Source organism: Prevotella sp. HMSC073D09, assembly GCF_001814145.1.
Taxonomy (GTDB): Bacteria; Bacteroidota; Bacteroidia; order Bacteroidales; family Bacteroidaceae; genus Prevotella; species Prevotella conceptionensis.
The window spans coordinates 25307-26241 of the sequence record NZ_KV815110.1; the positions used below are offsets into that span (position 1 = coordinate 25307).

Consider the following 935-nt stretch of genomic DNA (forward strand, 5'->3'; position numbering starts at 1 on the left):
TTGATGCTAAACGCAAGGTAAAATGGTGCAAAACACAAGGCAAAATGGTGCAAAACGCAAGACGAAAAGCATAAACATTCACAGCAATGGTATAAACAAAACCTTTTAGAACCATGAAACACGTGACCGAAAAGGGCAAAATAGTGGTTAAAAAGTGAGATTTTAGGGGCTAAAAGCGTGTAATTGGGCTTAAAAATTTCGAGTTGGCAACCAATCTAGAAGGGCTAAATGGTGCAAAATGCAGGTCTTTTTCTTAAAATTGAACATATTGAAAGTCGTGAAAACCAAGAAATAGGGGCGATTTACCTACTTTATGGCCTATGTTTTCGCTAGAACGGCGTGGAAATTGGAGTGGTGTTGTAAAATAAAAAGTAATAATTTAAGCTTTTGATTTTTTGAGTTGGTGATTTTTTTAGTTGAAGTCATCTAGACCTTTTCCTCTTTCTTATCTTTTCGGGAAAATCAGTATAAATGCGATATAGCTCCATCCCTCCCAACTGGTTTGTGTTGTATCGAACCTGTTGAGCACGCTCCTGTATGAATCCATCCACGCATTGGTCCTTTCAATGCTGTATCTCTCCTTGTAAAGCAGCTCATCAAGTAACTCGTCATCTCTCCGCATTCCTCTACGCTTATTGAAGGCGACGTTTGGGAACACCTCCTGCTGATGGCAATTCCGCCTGAATTGTGCAGAGTCAAAACCGCCATCTGCATTGAGAAAGAGCCCTGATACGGACAGGCCAGAGTCCTTAATCCCTGCGAGTAAATCCTGAAGAACCAGGGAGATGTTGTGAAGGTTGTTGTGAGAACCCGAAACAGGTGTGGACATGGCAAGCGGTATGCCTTGCCAGTTTGTGTCATAGATGGCATTGGTGGTCGTCCTTCTCTTGCGTCCTTGGTGTCCACAGCACTCCCCACCGCGAAGCGTGGTGGTG

The 935-nt window shown here is 43.2% G+C and carries 1 protein-coding gene; it reads right to left on the minus strand.

Annotated elements, in window-relative coordinates:
• Positions 1-445: 445 nt before the first annotated feature.
• The coding region (locus HMPREF2955_RS09840) for a transposase (RefSeq protein ID WP_139145537.1) at positions 446-935 on the minus strand (490 nt) is incomplete at its 5' end.